This window comes from Ruegeria sp. C11, from assembly GCF_056537725.1.
In genome coordinates this window covers 233,565-251,468 of record NZ_JBQFSB010000004.1, presented here as the reverse complement: position 1 = coordinate 251,468, position 17,904 = coordinate 233,565, and the positions used below count along the sequence as shown (strand labels likewise).

Here is a 17,904-nt window from a genome sequence, read left to right as displayed (position 1 = left end):
CATGCTCGGACCTTCGGCCCATACCGACACATTCGCACGGGACAACCTGCCACCTGCGGATCAATGGCCCGACCTACTGCTGGATGGGTTCGACTATCCCGACAAACTGAACGCAGCGGTCGAACTGACCGACAGGATGGTCGAGAAGGGCTTTGGCGATCACACCGCGCTGATCGGCAACGGGCGGCGACGCACCTACAAAGAGCTGGCGGATTGGAGCAACCGGATCGCGCACGTTCTGGTCGAAAACCTTGGCGTCAAACCCGGTAATCGCGTCCTGATCCGTTCGGCCAACAACCCGGCGATGGTGGCCTGCTGGCTGGCCGCGACCAAGGCCGGCGCGGTGGTGGTGAACACGATGCCGATGCTGCGGGCGGGCGAATTGACTGCCATCGTGGACAAAGCAGAAATCAGCCATGCGCTGTGTGATACGCGTCTCAAGGATGAACTGGTCGCCTGCGCCAAAGCCTCCGGATACCTCAAAACCGTGGTCGGGTTCGACGGCACGGCCAACCACGATGCCGAACTTGACCGGCTGGCGTTGGAAAAACCCGTGCAGTTCGACGCGGTGGAAACCAGTCAGGACGACGTGGCGCTGCTGGGTTTCACCTCGGGCACCACCGGATCGCCAAAGGCGACCATGCATTTTCACCGCGACCTGCTGATCATCGCGGACGGATATGCCAAAGAGGTGCTGAAGGTGACCCCCGAGGACGTTTTCGTGGGCTCGCCCCCGCTTGCCTTCACCTTTGGTCTTGGCGGGCTGGCCATTTTTCCATTGCGGTTCGGCGCAGCCGCCGCCTTGCTGGAAAACGCTTCACCGCCGAACCTGATCGAAATCATTCAGAGCTATAAGGCCACGGTGTGTTTTACCGCGCCCACCGCGTATCGCACCATGTTGGCCGCGATGGAGGAAGGTGCCGACCTGTCCAGTTTGCGCGCCGCCGTTTCAGCAGGTGAGACCCTGCCCGCCCCGATCTACGACGACTGGATGGCCAAGACCGGCAAACCGATGCTGGATGGGATCGGCGCGACAGAACTTCTGCATATATTTGTCACCAACCGCTTTTCCGACCACCGACCAGCCTGCACCGGCAGGCCCGTCATGGGGTATCAGGCGAAAGTCATAGGTGACGATGGAGAAGAAGTGCCAAGGGGATCGGTCGGCCGTCTGGCGGTTCGCGGCCCAACAGGATGCAGATACCTGAACGACGAACGCCAGAGGGATTATGTTCTGAACGGCTGGAACATCACCGGCGACAGCTTCACCATGGACCCCGACGGATACCTGCACTTTGCCGCCCGTAACGACGACATGATCCAAAGCTCGGGCTACAACATCTCGGGCCCCGAAGTCGAAGCGGCACTGCTGTCACATCCCGCGGTTGCGGAATGCGCTGTGGTGGCGAAGCCGGATGAGGCGCGCAGCAATGTCGTTGAGGCCCATGTGGTTTTGACCGAGGGCCATCACCCCGATGCAGATACGATCAAAACCCTGCAGGATCACGTCAAGGCAACCATCGCACCGTACAAGTATCCGCGAAGTGTCGTCTTTACGGATACGCTGCCCAAGACAGCCACGGGCAAGATCCAGCGGTTCCAGCTGCGCGAGAATGCGAGATGATCCAAACGGTTGCACCCTGCGAGAAACCCTTTAGCTTGCCGGATGCAGGCACCTTCGCGTGCTTTGAAATCAACCTGTCCGATTTGAAGGGATCGGCGGGATATCCCGGACGGCGCTTGGAAGAGTGCTGCGTAAAACCTTCGCATTTGACCTTCAACAGGGGAAGACAATGATGAAAACCAAATCCTTGCTGCTGGCGGCAACGACCGCCCTGATGACCGCCGGTATGGCACTGGCCGAACCGGTCAAGGTCGGAATGATCACCACCCTTTCCGGCGGCGGGGCCGGCCTAGGCATCGACGTGCGCGACGGGTTCATGCTGGCCGTGAAACAAGCGGGCAATCCGGATATCGAAGTGGTCATCGAAGACGACCAGCGCAAACCGGACATCGCCGTGCAACTGGCCGATCAGATGATCCAGTCCGACAAGGTGGATATCCTGACCGGCATCATCTGGTCCAATCTGGCGATGGCCGTGGTGCCTTCGGCCACCGCGCAGGGCAAATTCTATCTGTCGCCCAACGCCGGCCCGTCGGCGCTGGCAGGAAAGGGATGCCATCCGAACTATTTCAACGTGGCTTGGCAGAATGACAACCTGCATGAGGCGGCGGGCGCCTATGCCAATTCCGCCGAACTGAAGAACAGTTTCATCCTGGCCCCCAACTACCCAGCCGGGCAGGATGCGCTGGCCGGATTCAAGCGGATGTATCAGGGCGATCTGGCCGGAGAGATTTATACCAAGCTGGGTCAGAAGGATTATGCCAGCGAGATCGCGCAGATCCGTGCATCGGACGCGGATAGCGTGTTCTTTTTCCTGCCCGGCGGTATGGGGATATCCTTCCTCAAACAATATGCCGACAGCGGCGTTGACCTGCCAGTGGTCGGACCCGCGTTTTCCTTTGATCAGGGCATTCTGCAGGCCGTCGGTGCCGCTGCAATGGGCGTGAAGAACACCAGCCAGTGGAACAAGGATATCGACAATGCCGCAAACAAGGCCTTTGTCGAGGCGTTTCAGGCCGAATATGGCCGCCTGCCGTCGCTTTATGCGAGCCAGGGCTTTGACACCGCGAACCTGATCCTGTCCGCGATGGCCAAGGCCGACGTCAAGGATCAGGACGCATTCCGCGCGGCGCTGGAAGCAGCCGAGTTCGACTCGGTCCGCGGCGATTTCAAGTTCGGTCCGAACCATCACCCCATTCAGGACATTTATGTCCGTGAAGTGGTTCAGGAAGGCGATGTGTTCACCAACAAGATTCTTGGTGTCGCATTGGAAGATCACGCCGACGCCTATGCGGGCGAGTGCAGCATGTAAGAACCCGGTGGCGCAGGGTCTGATCCTGCGCCATCCTTCAGGGTAGAGAAATGTCCTTCATTCTATTGATCGAACAGATCCTGAACGGTCTGCAATTCGGGGTCATGCTGTTTCTGACGGCTGCCGGCCTGACGCTTGTGTTCGGCGTCATGGGGTTGATCAACCTCGCGCATGGCTCATTGTTCATGATTGGCGCGTTTGCGGCCGCCGCAACCGCAGCCGCAACCGGCAGTTTCGTTCTGGCGCTGGCAGCCAGCCTTGCCGCAGCCGCTGCGGCCGGGGCACTGGTTGAGGTTCTGGTGATCCGGCGCCTCTATAATCGCGATCATCTGGATCAGGTGCTGGCGACATTTGCACTGATCCTGATCTTTTCCGAAGGCACGCGATGGGTGTTCGGGTCGTTCCCGCTGTATCTGAATATTCCACCTGCGCTTTCCGGCCCCGTCACCCTGCCCGGCGGCATCGAATATCCGATCTATCGTCTGACCATCATTGCCGTCGGGTTGTTGATCGCGTTGGGGCTGTTCCTGCTGATTTCCCGAACCCGACTGGGCGTGCAGATACGGGCGGGCGAAAGTGACAGGGAAATGATCGCGGCCCTTGGGATCGACATCAACCGGCTTTACACGATCGTATTCGCTCTGGGCGCAGCACTTGCCGGGCTGGCCGGTGCCCTGGTCGGTGCCATTCAGTCGGTACAGGTCGGGATGGGGGAACCAGTGCTGATCCTAGCCTTTGTCGTGATCGTGATCGGCGGCATCGGATCGATCAAGGGCGCGCTGGTCGGATCGATACTTGTCGGGCTGACGGACACGTTGGGCGGCGTTCTGCTGCCGGAAACCTTCAAACTGTTCATGGATCCTGCCTCGGCCACGGCGGTCGGTTCGGCGCTGGCCTCCATGCTGATCTATATCCTCATGGCTGCGGTACTGATCGTGAAACCCACTGGCCTTTACGGAGCACGCGCATGAGCCGCGAGAGAACATTCAACACCGCCCTGGGCCTCGGGCTGCTGCTGTTTCCGTTGTGGGCCTATATCACGGACGAACCGTTCATGATCACACTGGCAACGCGCGTGGCAATTCTGGCGCTGGCCGGTGTCGGCCTGAACATCGCGCTTGGTCTTGGCGGGCTTGTCAGCCTGGGCCATGCCGCGTTTTTTGGCATCGGCGGTTATGCGATGGGCATTCTGGCCAGCCACGCACAAAGCTATGCACCCCTGATGGAATCGCCGTTTCTGATCGAAGGTACAAAATCCATGCCGATGATCTGGCTGACGGCCATCGTTGCGTCGGCACTGGCCGCACTTGTGATCGGTGCACTGTCGCTGCGCACCTCGGGGGTCTATTTCATCATGATCACCCTCGCCTTTGGCCAGATGCTCTACTACTTCGCCATCAGCTGGCCCGCATATGGGGGTGAGGACGGGCTGTCGATCTATGTGCGCAACAGCTTTCCCGGGCTCAACACTCTGGACCCGATCCAGTTTTTCCTGATCGCCTATGTGATCCTGATGCTCGCGCTGCTGTTCTCATCCCGGTTGGCCAGATCGCCTTTCGGTCTGGCCCTGAACGCAGCGCGGCAGACCCCCGAACGGGTCGAAACCATTGGCATTACCCCTTATCGCCTGCGCCTGACGGCCTTTGTCATTTCGGGCATGATGACCGGCCTTGCGGGTGCACTGTTCGCCGATCTGAACCGCTTTGTCAGCCCGACGATGTTCAGTTGGCAAACCTCGGGTGAGATCATGATCTTTATCATTCTGGGGGGTACGGCACGGCTGTTCGGTCCGGTTGCCGGTGCAGCCCTGTTCATTGCGCTTGAGCATATTCTGGGCGATCTGTCCGAGTTCTGGCACATTTATCTCGGTCTTCTGCTGCTCGCCGTAGTCCTGTTTGCACGCGGTGGCATCATCGGCACGCTTGCTGGTCAGGAGGTCAAGCATGGCTGATTCTGTCCTTGCAGTTCGGAACATCTCAAAAAGCTTTGGCGCGCTTAAGGCATCAAACGACGTCAGTCTGGATCTGCATCCGGGGGAAATCCATGCCCTGATCGGGCCGAATGGCGCGGGCAAGTCGACGCTGATCCAGCAGATCGCAGGTGGATTGCAGCCGGACAGTGGCACGATTCATTTCCTCGGGCAGGACGTAACCGGACTTGGTACGGTGAAACGCGCGCAGATGGGGCTGGGCCGCACCTTTCAGATATCGGCACTGGCGATGGAGGACACGGTACTTCAGAACGCCATGCTGGGCGCGCTGGGGGCCAGTGGCCGCCCGTTTCGTTTTTTCCGGTCGGTTCTGGGTGATCAGACCCTGCGGCATGTCGCTGAGGCAGCCCTTGAGCGGGTGGGGTTGCTGGAACATGCGGCCATCCGCACCTCGGACCTGTCACACGGGCAGCGCCGTCAGCTGGAGGTCGCCGTGGCGCTGACGCTGAACCCACGCGCATTCGTGATGGATGAACCGATGGCCGGGCTTGGCGCCAGCGGGTCGAAGCGGTTGACTACCTTTCTGGATGAGTTGCGGCATGAGGCCCCGATCCTGCTGGTCGAGCACGACATGGATGCGGTCTTTGCTTTGGCCGACCGGATCAGCGTTCTGGTCTATGGCAAGGTCATAGCGACGGGAACGGTGGACGAAATCAGAAACCACCCCGAAGTTCGCCGCGCCTATCTGGGGGAAGACGCATGAGCCTGCTGAACCTGACCAATATCTCAGCCTTCTATGGCGCGTCACAGGCCCTGTTCAAGGTCAGCCTGCGCGTGGACGAAGGCGCAGTTGTCGCCCTGATGGGGCGCAATGGGATGGGCAAGACGACGACTATCAAAACCATCCTGCGAATGTTGCCCACGGCAGGCGGTGAACTGATGTTCGACGGTCAGGACCTGCGCCGCCTGCCCAGCCACAAAGCAGCCCGTCTGGGGCTGGGGCTTGTGCCGGAAGGCCGCCGGTGTTTCCCAAACCTTAGCGTCGAGGAAAACCTGACAGCTGCCGCGCGCCCGGGTCATTGGGACCTGAAACGCATCGCGCAACTGTTCCCGCGGCTTGAAGAACGTCGCACACAATCTGCGGCATCACTGTCTGGCGGAGAACAGCAAATGCTGGCGATCGGGCGTGCCCTGATGACCAACCCGCGCCTGTTGATCCTTGACGAGGCCACCGAAGGACTGGCCCCGATCGTTCGGCAAGAGATTTGGGCGGCCATTGCAACGCTGAAACGGGAAACCGGTCTGGCCATTTTGGTCGTGGACAAATCACTGCGGGAATTGGCCGAAGTCGCAGATGAAGCCGTGGTATTGCAACGTGGCGAAACCGTCTGGCACGGCGCGATGTCCGCACTGACGGCTGATATAACCGACCGGTATCTGGGGGTTTGAGATGGCCTATCACTGGCGTCAGAAAGTTCTGTTCAAGCACTGCGATCCCGCAGGCATCGTGTTCTACCCGCGCTATTTCGAGATGATCAACGATTGTGTCGAGGCATTTTTCTTTGACGCCTTGCACTATCCATTCGAAGATTTTCACAAATCCGAAGCCGGCGCACCGACGGTTCAGATCGACACCACCTTTCACGCGATCAGCCGACACGGGGATTGGCTGGACTTCACACTGACACCCAACCGGATCGGGCGCAGCAGTTTCGAGTTCATCATCGTTGCAACCTGTGAGGGCGAAAAGCGGCTGAGCGCACGGGCAACACTGGTGCATATCAGGAATTTCGCGTCCGAGGCCTGGCCCAAAGACGTGCACGAAAAAATATCTAAGATGATCGGAGACCCGCAATGAGCAACAAGGTGATCCACCCCGAAGGCTGGGTGCCCGCCAAAGGCTATGCCAACGGTATCCTCAGCGAGGACGGCACACTGTATGTGGGCGGTCAGATCGGATGGACTGCGGAACAGAAGTTCGAAACCCACGATTTCATCGGTCAGATGGAACAGGCGCTGTCAAACATCGTTGAGGTTGTCCGGGCCGCAGGTGGCTCGGTAGAAAACATCACGCGCCTGACCTGGTACGTGACCGACAAGCGTGAATATCTGGCCCGGCAGCGCGAGGTGGGCGAGGTTTACCGCAAGGTTATGGGCCGGCACTTTCCTGCGATGACCATGGTTGTCGTTGCGGGGCTGGTCGAGGATGAGGCGGTGGTCGAAATCGAAGCCACCGCGAAACTTTAAGCCCCGAGGCAAAGCATCGCTGGTACAGGCCCGCGAACCGGAGAACGAAAATGGCGGATCAGGACAAGAAAGAAAAACTTCTCAAGCGCGGGATAGAGGACACGTTGGTCACAGATTTCGCGGATACGCACCGCAAAAGCTATGGCGATTTCCTGCAGCTCAAAACACTGCTGAACCTGCAAAAGACGTTTCAGGACCCGGCCCAGCCGGATGAGATGCTGTTCATCATCATCCATCAGGTCAGTGAGCTGTGGCTGAAACTGATGCACCACCAATTGGTCGAGGTGCGTCATTTTCTTAAGCAGGACGATTTTGGCCCGGCGATGAAGAACCTCGACCGGATCAAGGCGATCCAGCGACAGCTGATTACAGCCTGGGAAACGCTGCTGACGATGACCCCCGCCGATTATCTGACGTTCCGCTCGGCCTTGGGCAACTCGTCGGGGTTTCAAAGCTACGGTTACCGGCAGATCGAGTTCATTCTGGGCAACAAGGATATCTCGACGCTGAAAGTGCACGAACATGATGCAGAGGTCATGGAGATGCTGAACGCGGCGCTGACAAAACCGTCCCTGTATGACGAAGTGTTGCACATGTTGTCCCGCCAAGGGTTCGATGTTCCGGCGGACCTTTTGGATCGCGATTATGCGCAGCCCTATTCTGGCGACCCGCGCATCGTGAAGATCTGGGTCGAAGTGTTCCGCAACACCGACAAGTACTGGGATTTGTATGCACTGGCAGAGAAACTGATGGACGTGGAATCGCTATTTCAGCGGTGGCGTTTCGATCATGCCACCGCGGTGGAACGCGTCATCGGAATGCAGCCTGGTACCGGCGGATCCAGCGGTGTGGCGTTCCTGAAAAAGGCGTTGGAGCTGAAGTTCTTTCACGACTTATACGACATGCGAACCGAACTAATGTACAATCAGGAGAGCTGAGGCGTGCTGTATCGCGGATTTTCCCAAGAGGAACTGGTACAGGAATATTCGCCCAGTTCGATGGTGGGCGGTGACATCTCCCCGTACCTTTCCAGCTATGCGGCGCTCAGCGTCGAGGCCCGCGCAAGCCTGACCGTAAATGAGAACCTGCAGTATGGCAGTGCACCGACGCACGTTCTGGATTTTTTCCCGGGCCGTAATTCCGACGCGCCACTGCACGTGTTTATTCACGGCGGCTACTGGCAGGCACTGAGCCAACGCGACTCGGCAATGATGGCACAGGCGATTGTGGAAAGCGGGCATGCCTTTGCCACACTGAACTACACGATCGCACCCGATGCACGGCTGGGTGAGATGATAGCCGAATGCCGTCAGGCTTTGCTCTGGCTGGCGTCGAGGGCCGACGAGTTGGGATTTGATCCGTCAAACATCACGATTTCCGGTCACAGCGCAGGTGGCCATCTGGCTGCGATGGTCATGGCCACCGCTGCAGATGAGTTGAACAAAGCGGGTTTGACAGTTCGGGAGGTGATCCTGATCAGCGGAGTCTTCGATCTGGAGCCTGTTGCCCAGACACCGGTAAACGATCCGATACAGCTTACTGCACAGGAGATTCTGGAGCTATCCCCGGTTCTTAACCTTCCAGCCCACGGACCGCACTATCGGGTGACCGTGGCCGAACGAGACACGCCCGAGTTTGTCCGCCAAAGCCGTGAATACGCCGAACTTTTGCGCAAGGCAGGCCATTCCGTCAGTTTCGATCTGCAAAAGGGACTGCATCACTTTGACATTATCCTGCATTCCACGAGCTTTACGAGCGCGCGGTAATCCGGATTCATGCATCGTTGATGCATGCTTAAATATTTTATACTTAAATTAATCACCTGAACGTGGTAGACATCAGCCAGAGATCAGGGGAGGGCAGCAATGAAAATCACGGTGATCGGAGGCGGTCCGGGTGGACTCTACACTGCGCTTTTGACCAAAAAAGCGCGCCCGGACTGGCAGGTCGAGGTATTCGAACGCAATCAGGCCGACGATACGTTCGGGTTCGGCGTCGTTTTCTCGGATGAAACGCTGGATGAGTTTCTGAGCCGGGACAAACCGGTTTTCGACCGGATGCGTGATCAGTTCGCCTATTGGGACGACGTGGCGATCCATTTCAAGGGTCAGGAAATGCGATGCGCCGGAAACGGCTTTTGCGGCACGTCACGCCATACCCTGCTGCGCGTTTTACAGGATCGGTGCACAGAGCTGGGTGTCGATATGACCTTTGGCGCCGATATAGATGCTGGAAACCTGAAGTCTCAATTTCCGGATTCGGATGTGATCGTTGCCAGTGACGGCATCAATTCAGCGATCCGAAACCACCATGAGGACGGTTTTCAACCGACGACAGTCTGGAAGTCGAACCGCTTCTGCTGGATGGGCTCGACCCGTCCGATGGATGAATTCAACTACTTCTTCCGCGAAACGGAACATGGGCAGATGGTCGCCCACTGTTATCAATACGACAAGGACCATTCGACCTGGGTGTTCGAGATGGACGAGGCTACGTGGCAAGGCCACGGGTTTGAGGAGTTTGACGAAGAAGGGTCCAAAGCCAAGCTGGAGAAGATTTTCGCCGAGGAACTGCAGGGGCATCCCCTGTTGCTGAACCGGTCGAACTGGCGCAACTTTCCGCGGATATTCTGCGAGAACTGGTTCGTGGACAATATCGTCATTCTGGGCGACGCCAAGGCCAGCGCACATTTTTCGATCGGCTCGGGCACCAAGCTGGCGATGGAATGCGCCATCGCTTTGTCCGATGCGCTGATTGAACACGCCGAATCCGATGCACAAAGGGCCTTTCAGGCCTATGACGATGCGAGGCGCACGCCCTGCCAGATTATCCAGCACAATGCCGATGTTTCGCTTGCGTGGTTCGAACATATGAACCGGTCATGGGACATGGAACCTTATCAGTTCGCCATGGTGGTGATGTGCAGGGCCAAGTCGATCACCTACGACAACCTGCTGATCCGCGACGCCGAGTTTGTGCGAAAGGCGGATGATGAATGGTACGCGCGCCACTTGCGCGAGACCGGAGAGGATTTGCGCGTTTCCCGCCCTACCCCGATGTTTTCCAAATTTACCCTGCGGGGCATGGAATTGGGTAACCGGGTGGTTATGTCGCCGATGGCGCAATATTCGGCGGACAAGGACGGCAATCCGACCGAGTGGCACAAGGTCCATTACTGCAGCCACGCGGCCGGAGGCATGGGGCTGATCTACACAGAAATGACCTGCACGTCGCCGACTGCGCGCATTACCGAAGGTTGCCCGGGCATGTGGACCGATGAACATGAGGCGAGGTGGAAAGAGATTGTCGATTTCATCCACGCCAATTCTGCAGCAAAGGTTGCAATGCAACTGGGCCATTCTGGGCGCAAGGGGTCGACCCAGCTGGGATGGGAACGGATGGACCACCCAATAGCTGACCCGGCCGCAAACTGGCCGCTGGTGTCGGCGTCACCGATCCCGTGGTTTGACGGCGAGAGTCAGGTGCCGGAACAACTGGATCGGGCTGGAATGACGAAGATTCAGGAAGAATTTGTGCAGGCCACCCAACGTGCTGCCCGTGCTGGGTTCGATATGCTGGAGCTTCATTGCGCGCACGGATATCTGCTCGCGTCATTTCTGTCGCCCCTGACCAATCATCGTAAGGACGAATATGGCGGCAGTCTGGAAAACCGTCTGCGTTTCCCGCTGGAAGTTTTTGCGGCCATGCGTGAGGTCTGGCCCCTCGAACGTCCGATGTCCGTGCGCCTGTCCGGCAGCGATTGGAAAGAGGGAGGGGTGACCGAAGCTGAGTTGATCGGAATTGCCGAAGCCTTCCGCGATGCAGGATGTGATCTGATTGATGTCTCTGCCGGGCAAACGGTCCCGGATCAGCAGCCCGTATATGGCCGCATGTTTCAGGCCCATCTGGCTGAAGCAGTTCGAAACCTGCCCAAAATCGCCACCATGGCAGTTGGTGCGATCACTGAACCAGCGCAGGTCAACACCATTCTGCACACCCGCCGCGCCGATCTGGTGGCCATCGGGCGTCCGCATCTGTGGAACCCATATTTCACGCATCAGGCTGCCGCATGGTACGGTGCGCGCAACGATGCGTTCTGGCCCAAACAATACCTGAGTGGTGGCGAACAGGCCTTTCGTGAAACCGAAAAAACGCGTGAAAAGTTACAGGAATTGCAGCGCAAAGCCGCACCCGGTCGACATAGCAGAGGGTTGTAACCCGCATGCAACTTACCGTCTGGGTGAACAGAACAGGAGTTTATGCGCGTGATATCCCCTATAGACACGATCACTTTTTTGGATTTGGCTGAATTGTGAAGTGAAATGTTCAGGTTTTGGCGTATATTTGTCTTATGCAAACTCCCGAAAGAGGAGTGATGCACTGAAGAATCTCGACACCTGTTGGGTGTCATCGATTCTGATGGACTTTGTTCAGAATTCTCCGGACGATTGACTTGGGTTTCTCATGCCAATGGGCCGGTATGTTCTGCACTTTTCTGAGCAAACCGCTTAACCAGCGGTTACACCCCCACTCACGAACAAGTTGGGGATGAATTTTCATCCCCCTTTTTCTTACAAAAACAGCGGCCACAAAGGGCCGCTGTTTTTATTATTGCCAGTTATCCGCAGATCAGTCCAGCGTACGCGTGACTTCCTCACGCTCGAAGATTTCGATCACGTCGCCTGCGCGGATATCGTCGTAGTTCTCGAACGCCATACCGCATTCCTGACCCGACTGAACTTCGGTCACTTCGTCCTTGAAGCGTTTCAGCGTCTTCAGCGTACCTTCGTGGATCACCACGTTGTCGCGCAGCAGGCGGACGCCAGCCGAACGACGGGCAACACCCTCGGTCACCAGACAGCCGGCCACCTTGCCGACACCAGTGACCTTAAAGACTTCGCGAATTTCGGCATAGCCGATGAATTTTTCGCGAATCTCGGCGCTGAGAAGGCCTGAGGCCGCGGCTTTCACGTCGTCCACGAGGTCATAGATCACCGAGTAATAGCGGATCTCAACACCCTTCTGGTTCGCGGTGTTCCGCGCCGATGCGTTGGCACGAACATTGAAGCCAAAGATCGGTGCACCCGAGGCCTCGGCCAGGCCGACATCCGTCTCGGTGATTGCGCCAACGCCCGAATGCAGCACGCGTACGCGCACTTCGTCGTTGCCAATCTTCTCCATCGCCTGAACGATCGCTTCGGCAGAACCCTGAACGTCGGCCTTCATCAGAATCGGCAGCTCGGTGACGTTTTCGTCTTCCTTGGCCTTCTGCATCAGTTGCTCAAGAGTTGTCGCAGCACCGGCAGCGGCACGTTTGTCCTTGGCCGCCTGTTCGCGGTAAGCCGCGATCTCACGCGCCTGCGCTTCTGTTTCAGTAACGTTCAGAACGTCACCCGCCTCGGGCGTGCCGTTGAGACCCAGAACCTCGACCGGAACCGAAGGACCGGCCTCCTTTACGCGTTCGCCCTTGTCGTTGATCAGCGCACGGACCTTACCGTACTGCTCACCCACAACAAAGATATCGCCCTGATGCAGCGTGCCGTTCTGAACCAGAACGGTCGCCACGGGACCGCGGCCCACATCCAACTGCGCCTCGATCACGGCACCTTGGGCGGCGCGGTTCGGATTGGCTTTCAGTTCAAGAATTTCAGCCTGCAGCGCGATGGCTTCCAGCAACTCGTCCAGACCCTGACCGGTGACGGCGGACACTTCGACGTCCTGAACCTCACCCGACATTTTCTCGACGATCACTTCATGCTGAAGCAGATCGGTGCGTACCTTGTCCGGGTTCGCATCAGGCTTGTCGATCTTGTTGATCGCCACGATCATCGGGACCTCAGCCGCTTTGGCGTGGTTGATCGCCTCGATCGTCTGCGGCATCACCGCGTCATCGGCGGCAACCACCAGAACCACGATATCCGTGACCTGAGCACCGCGCGAGCGCATCGACGTAAAGGCCGCGTGACCCGGTGTATCCAGGAAGGTCAGCGTGGTGCCGCCATCGGTTTTCACCTGATAGGCGCCGATATGCTGGGTGATACCACCGGCCTCGCCCGCAACAACCCGCGCATCGCGGATTGCATCCAGCAGCGAGGTTTTGCCGTGGTCAACGTGGCCCATGATGGTGATGACCGGCGGACGCGCCTGCAGATCTTCTTCGCTGTCTTCGACCTCTTTGATGACGTCCTCAACATCCGAATCGGATACGCGGGTCACTTTGTGGCCGAATTCTTCGATGATCAGCTCAGCCGTATCGGCGTCGATAGTCTGGTTCTGCGTGACCATCATGCCCATCTGCATCAGCGACTTGACCACATCGGCCACACGCTCGGCCATACGGTTGGCCAGCTCGGACACCATGATCGCCTCGGGGAGCTGAACGTCGCGGATAACCTTTTCCCGCTCGACCGGACCACCCATGGCTTTCTGGCGCGCACGCTCCTGCTTGCGCTTCATCGACGCCATCGAGCGCTGGCGACCGCCTTCGCCACCGGTTGCCTGACCCAGTGTCAGCTTGCCGGAACGACGGTTGTCATCACGACCTTTGCCACGGCCACGCTGTTCGCGTTCACGCTCCTGCTTGCGCGGTGTAGCAGCAGGCGCAGGTTTGCTGGCCGGGGCACGTGCCGCCTTGGGCTCTTCAGGCGCCGGGGCTGCAGCAGCGCGTTTGGCAGCTTCTTCCGCCTCTTTGCGCTTGCGCTCTTCCTCTTCGGCCTTCTGGCGTGCACGCTCTTCAGCTTCGCGCTGCTCGCGTTCTTTCGCTTCCTGCTCGGCACGACGACGGGCGCGCTCTTCCTCGCGGGCCTTTTCCTCCGCCTCGCGCTGCGCGGCTTCTTCGGCCTCACGCGCCTTGGCAGCCTGCAGCGCCTTTAACCGGCGCGCCATTTCGGCATCGGATATCCCGGCAGGACGGCGTGAGGGATCGCCGCCCGGGGCAGATCCGCTGCCACCCGGCTTGGCCGCCCCCGGCTTGGGGACCACCACGCGTTTACGCTTGGTTTCCACCACGACATTCTTGGTCCGTCCGTGGCTGAAACTCTGTTTCACATTCCCGGGGCGTGCCCCGCCACGCAGACCCAATGTCTTTTTGCCGTCACTATCGCTCATAAAGCTTCTTACCCTTTCGAGCGGCCCTTGCCGCCGTCATCCGTTTCGCGCAAGCCACGCAGGCGCTGCGCTTCCTCTACAACACGTTTAGCGAGTCCGCCAGAGGCCAGCGCCGCATGTATCACTGTTTGGCGTCCAAATGCCATGCCCAATTCATCCGCGGTCAGCCAGCCGATGTATTTTCCAAGGTGCGGCGTACTCAGTTTCGACTTGCCGCGCCCCGAACCGTCAACCGCCTGCAGCAACACCTGGGCTTCTTCCTTGTCGAGCCAGGTCTTGACCTTTTCATAGCCCGCAACCGCATCACCCGACTTGCGAGCAAGGCTGATCAGATCGACGACCCGGCGCGAAAGCTGACGTTCGACGTCATCCACCAGCCCCTCGGGTGCAGTGATCTGCGTCTTCAGACCCCGGGCAAACAGCTTTTTGCTGATGGCCCGCTGCAAGGCGGTGCGATCAGCAGCCACATAGACGCCACGGCCCGGCAGCTTAGCTGCAACATCAGGATACACCTGACCGTCCGGCCCGGCCACAAAGCGGATTAAACCATATCTAGGCTGAACCTCGCCAGTGGCGATACATTTCCGCTCGGGCCCACCCGATTTGTCCTTTGAGACGCCGCCGCGACCCATCTGCACCACCCGGGGCCTGAGATCAGGCCCCAGCCTCCTCGTCAGATACTTCTTCTTCGACTTCTTCCGCTGCTTCCTCCAGCTCGGTCGGATCAACCCAGCCAAGCAATACGCGGGCCGTCATGACCATATCCTGCGCCTCTTCCAGCGTAACGCCGAAAGGTTCAAGGATGCCGTCGTCCTTTACCCGCTCGCCATCAACAGTGGTCCAGCCGCCGGCGAGCTCCCAGTCGGCACAGGTTGCAAAGTCTTCCAGATTTTTGACATCGTCCTTGGCCAGCGCCTCAACCATCTGGGGTGTGAGCCCCTCGAATTCAATAAGGCTGTCCTCGACGCCCAGTGCACGTGCATTGTCCAATGCTGCCTTGGCCTGCGCCTCAAGGTAATCACGGGCACGAGCTTGCAATTCGGTCGCGGTACCTTCATCGACGCCGTCTATGACCAGCAGTTCGTCCAGTTCCACATAAGCAACCTCTTCGAGGTTGGTGAAGCCTTCGGAGACCAGCAACTGCGCAAAGAACTCGTCCAGATCCAGGCTTTCCATGAACAGGCCGGTGCGGGCTTCGAATTCTTTCTGACGGCGGGCCGATTCCTCGGCTTCGGTCATGATATCGATGTCCAGATTGGTTAGCTGGCTGGCCAGACGCACGTTCTGGCCGCGACGGCCGATGGCCAGAGACAGCTGCTCTTCGGGAACAACAACCTCGATCTTGCCTGCCTCTTCATCCAGAACGACCTTGGAGACCTCGGCGGGCTGTAGCGCATTCACCAGGAAAGTCGGCTGATCTTCGTTCCACGGGATGATGTCGATCTTTTCACCCTGCAGCTCGTTCACAACGGCCTGCACACGGCTGCCGCGCATACCAACGCAGGCACCGACGGGGTCGATCGAACCGTCATACGAGATTACGGCGATCTTGGCGCGCGATCCGGGATCGCGAGCGACGGCCTTGACCTCGATGATGCCGTCATAGATTTCCGGCACTTCCATCTTGAACAACTCGGCCATGAATTCCGGCGCAGTGCGCGACAGGAATATCTGCGGGCCACGTACCTCGCGGCGGACATCCTTAATGTAGCAACGTACGCGGTCGTTCGGGCGATAGCTTTCGCGACCGATCTTTTCGTTGCGGCGCAGAATCGCTTCACCCGCGCCCACATCGACGATGACGTTGCCATATTCCTCGCGCTTGACGACACCGTTGATGATGCTGCCTGCGCGGTCCTTGAATTCTTCGTACTGACGGTCACGCTCGGCCTCGCGGACCTTTTGCAGGATCACCTGCTTGGCCGATTGCGCGGCGATGCGGCCCATTTCGACCGGCGGAACCTCTTCAACGAACACGTCGCCGACGGCCGGGCTTTCCATGTACTGCTTTGCCTGTTCGACGGTGAACTCGGCCTGATAGTTCTCAAGCTCTTCATCCTCGACCACGGTGCGGACGCGGGTAAAGGTCGCCTTGCCGGTCTTGCGATCGATCGAGACACGAATGTCCATTTCGGCGCCGTAGCGGCTTTTGGCAGCGCGGGCGAGCGATTCTTCCATCGCCTCGACGACCAGACCGGGGTCGATCATCTTTTCGCGGGCCACGGCCTCGGCGGTTTGCAGCAGCTCCAGCTGGTTTGCAGAGGTGATTGCCATCAGTTCGTCTCCTCTTCGGACCCTTCGGTCTCAATCTCGTCGAATTGGTCTTCGTTCAGGGCACCCGCGTCTTTACGCTGGCGCAGCATTTCCTTGATCAGATCATCCGTCAGCACCAGCTTGGCGTCACTCAGCCAGTCGAATTGCAGACCGATTGTTATCGTCTCATCGCCTTGCGGGATGTTGATCAGAACCTCATCCCCTTCGGTACCCGCCAGTTCGCCCTTGAAACGACGGCGGCCATCGATCAGTTCGTCGGTTTCCAGCCGGGCCTCATACCCTTCGAACATCTCGAAATCCTTGAGGCGGGTCAGGGGCCGGTCGATACCGGGGCTGGACACCTCAAGCGTGTAGGCATCGAGAATCGGGTCTTCGACATCCAGAGTGGCACTGATTGCGTTCGAGATTTCCGCGCAATCGTCCACTTCGATCCCGCCATCAGGCTTGTCGGCCATGATCTGCAATGTGGTCTGCTTGCCGCTCATCAGGCGAATGCGGACCAGCTCATACCCCAGATCTTCGATCACGGGCGTAATGATCTCGGCCAGACGCCGGTCTATGGCTGCCTTTGCTATAAGGTCGTTGGTCATACGGCTCACTTACCCTATCAATCGGGTACAAAAAAACGGGCGCGCGGCCCGTCGAACTTTCCCGGTGGTACCCCGGTTCTCAAGGACCCGACGCGCCGCTGTTGTCAAGCCATATAGAGACGGATTGACGAGTCTGCAAGCCGAATGTCCGATATTGTTTCCGCGGCCGCCTATTCCTGATCCGACCATCCCTGATCGCGATGCGTTCCGTCACAAAACGGCTTGTTCCCCGATTTGCCGCACCGGCACAGGACATACTTGTCCCGACACGCCCCTTCGGCCTTCAGTTCCGTCGGTGGATCGATTCCCAGTATCCAGTATGGGCCATCTTTCTGAATTTCAATCTGCGCGCGGGATGCATAAAGATGCGTGCGCGGCGCGTCCTCGCCCAGCGCCAGGGCACCGGACGGACAGGCTGCAACAACCTCTTCCACATCTTCGATGGTCCCGTTGTCCGGCTGAACCCACGGTTTTTGAGAGGGGTTGAAGATATTCGAGGCCAGACGACCACATTCCGCCGCATGAGAGCAAAGCAACGGGTTGAAGCTGACCGTCACATCCTGACCCTGATAGCCGATGATCCTGTCCCGTCCTGCCGGAGTGCCGCCCCGGCTTTGAAAACCGACCTTTTGGTGCGTCCCGTCACAGAAAGGCTTGTTTTGCGAATGCCCACAGCGGCACAGCGCCGTGACCTGCTTCACTTCGACCTGATTGCCGTCCGCATCACGCATGGAGTGCAGATGCTTGACGATCAATGGGCCGTTTTCACGTTCTTCGATGATGGTTGTATCGGACATGCACACACCCTCCCAATACATGA

General features: G+C 58.6%; 16 protein-coding genes. 11 read left to right on the top strand and 5 right to left on the bottom strand.

Annotation, left to right across the window (positions count from 1 at the left end; genetic code table 11):
- Position 1 precedes the first annotated feature (1 nt).
- The 11 genes from ACR0NA_RS09920 (at position 2) to ACR0NA_RS09870 (ending at position 11,330) form a co-directional block, all read left to right on the top strand.
- Positions 2-1,624 (top strand): AMP-binding protein, encoded by a 1,623-nt coding sequence (locus ACR0NA_RS09920; protein ID WP_480728503.1) that lies wholly within the window; start codon positions 2-4, stop codon positions 1,622-1,624.
- A 172-nt stretch (positions 1,625-1,796) separates the two neighbouring features.
- Entirely contained in the window at positions 1,797-2,936 is a 1,140-nt protein-coding gene (locus ACR0NA_RS09915; RefSeq protein ID WP_480450683.1) for an ABC transporter substrate-binding protein, read from the top strand.
- A gap of 50 nt (positions 2,937-2,986) precedes the next feature.
- Positions 2,987-3,907 (top strand): branched-chain amino acid ABC transporter permease, encoded by a 921-nt coding sequence (locus ACR0NA_RS09910; protein WP_480728502.1) that lies wholly within the window; start codon positions 2,987-2,989, stop codon positions 3,905-3,907.
- Positions 3,904-4,887 (top strand): branched-chain amino acid ABC transporter permease, encoded by a 984-nt coding sequence (locus ACR0NA_RS09905; RefSeq protein WP_480728501.1) that lies wholly within the window; start codon positions 3,904-3,906, stop codon positions 4,885-4,887. The genes ACR0NA_RS09910 and ACR0NA_RS09905 overlap by 4 nt, the downstream gene beginning before the upstream one ends.
- Positions 4,880-5,629 carry an ABC transporter ATP-binding protein gene (locus ACR0NA_RS09900; protein ID WP_480728499.1) on the top strand — a complete coding sequence of 250 codons (750 nt, stop codon included), beginning with the start codon at positions 4,880-4,882 and terminating at the stop codon, positions 5,627-5,629. Before ACR0NA_RS09905 ends, ACR0NA_RS09900 begins: the two co-directional genes overlap by 8 nt.
- Positions 5,626-6,315, top strand: coding sequence for an ABC transporter ATP-binding protein (locus ACR0NA_RS09895; RefSeq protein WP_480728497.1), 690 nt, complete (start codon positions 5,626-5,628; stop codon positions 6,313-6,315). The genes ACR0NA_RS09900 and ACR0NA_RS09895 overlap by 4 nt, the downstream gene beginning before the upstream one ends.
- Position 6,316: 1 nt before the next feature.
- A complete protein-coding gene (locus ACR0NA_RS09890) occupies positions 6,317-6,724 on the top strand; it encodes an acyl-CoA thioesterase (RefSeq protein WP_480728493.1) in 408 nt (135 codons plus the stop codon).
- Entirely contained in the window at positions 6,721-7,113 is a 393-nt protein-coding gene (locus ACR0NA_RS09885; RefSeq protein ID WP_480728490.1) for a RidA family protein, read from the top strand. The genes ACR0NA_RS09890 and ACR0NA_RS09885 overlap by 4 nt, the downstream gene beginning before the upstream one ends.
- 50 nt (positions 7,114-7,163) lie before the next feature.
- Complete coding sequence (locus ACR0NA_RS09880; protein WP_480728488.1) at positions 7,164-8,051, top strand: tryptophan 2,3-dioxygenase; 888 nt, start codon at positions 7,164-7,166, stop codon at positions 8,049-8,051.
- Positions 8,052-8,054: 3 nt separating this feature from the next.
- A complete protein-coding gene (locus ACR0NA_RS09875; RefSeq protein ID WP_480728485.1) occupies positions 8,055-8,879 on the top strand; it encodes an alpha/beta hydrolase in 825 nt (274 codons plus the stop codon).
- Between the two features lie 99 nt (positions 8,880-8,978).
- A complete protein-coding gene (locus tag ACR0NA_RS09870; protein WP_480728483.1) occupies positions 8,979-11,330 on the top strand; it encodes an oxidoreductase in 2,352 nt (783 codons plus the stop codon).
- A 412-nt stretch (positions 11,331-11,742) separates the two neighbouring features.
- Here the strand turns inward: ACR0NA_RS09870 and infB are convergent, their stop codons facing one another.
- The 5 genes from infB to ACR0NA_RS09845 all read right to left on the bottom strand — a co-directional run bounded on the left by infB (position 11,743) and on the right by ACR0NA_RS09845 (position 17,881).
- Positions 11,743-14,220: a translation initiation factor IF-2 gene (gene infB / locus ACR0NA_RS09865; protein ID WP_480728480.1), complete on the bottom strand. Its 2,478-nt coding sequence runs from the start codon at positions 14,218-14,220 to the stop codon at positions 11,743-11,745.
- An 8-nt stretch (positions 14,221-14,228) separates the two neighbouring features.
- Positions 14,229-14,852, bottom strand: coding sequence for an RNA-binding protein (locus ACR0NA_RS09860; protein ID WP_480450697.1), 624 nt, complete (start codon positions 14,850-14,852; stop codon positions 14,229-14,231).
- 22 nt (positions 14,853-14,874) lie between these two features.
- Positions 14,875-16,494 (bottom strand): transcription termination factor NusA, encoded by a 1,620-nt coding sequence (gene nusA, locus ACR0NA_RS09855; protein ID WP_170653857.1) that lies wholly within the window; start codon positions 16,492-16,494, stop codon positions 14,875-14,877.
- On the bottom strand, positions 16,494-17,084 hold the full coding sequence (gene rimP / locus ACR0NA_RS09850) for a ribosome maturation factor RimP (RefSeq protein ID WP_480728476.1): 591 nt from the start codon (positions 17,082-17,084) through the stop codon (positions 16,494-16,496). Before rimP ends, nusA begins: the two co-directional genes overlap by 1 nt.
- Before the next feature lie 170 nt (positions 17,085-17,254).
- Positions 17,255-17,881 carry a CDGSH iron-sulfur domain-containing protein gene (locus ACR0NA_RS09845; RefSeq protein WP_480728474.1) on the bottom strand — a complete coding sequence of 209 codons (627 nt, stop codon included), beginning with the start codon at positions 17,879-17,881 and terminating at the stop codon, positions 17,255-17,257.
- Positions 17,882-17,904: the final 23 nt, after the last annotated feature.